Source organism: Streptomyces sp. MBT65, assembly GCF_016612545.1.
GTDB lineage: Bacteria > Actinomycetota > Actinomycetes > Streptomycetales > Streptomycetaceae > Streptomyces.
Genome location: NZ_JAENRY010000776.1, coordinates 1 through 418 on the forward strand (window position 1 = coordinate 1; position 418 = coordinate 418).

Annotated in this window: 1 protein-coding gene; it reads right to left on the bottom strand. The window is 77.8% G+C overall.

The window, feature by feature from the left end:
- Positions 1-158 precede the first annotated feature (158 nt).
- Positions 159-418: IclR family transcriptional regulator C-terminal domain-containing protein (locus tag JHN63_RS52060; RefSeq protein ID WP_307782209.1), on the bottom strand; the 260-nt coding region annotated here is incomplete at its 5' end.

A 418-nucleotide genomic window follows, 5' to 3' on the forward strand; every position in this document is an offset into this window, starting at 1 on the left:
GCCGGACGGTGCGGGGGTGCCGGAGCCCGCCCCCGGCACGGGGGCCGAGACGGGCTGACCGCACCCGACCGGGGGCCGACGGCGATCAGTGCTGCGGGCGACCGCGAACTCGCCTGCTGCCGCCGTGCGATGAGCCGCCGCCCGGAGCCCCCGCCCCGTCAGACCGACAGCGTCCGCGTGATCGCCCGTGCCGCCGCGCACAGTCGTGCCCCGATGCGGTCCACGTCCAGGTGGCGCGTGCCGCCGGTGACCGAGATCGCGGCGATCGGGCGGGGGCCGCGGTCGTGGGCGTAGACAGGGGCCGCGACCGCCGAGATGCCGATCTCGGCCTCCTCCAGGTTGACGCCGTAGCCGCGGGCCCGGGTGAGGGCGAGATCGCGGGCGAGTTGGCCGGGGAGGACCATGGTGCGCGGGGTGA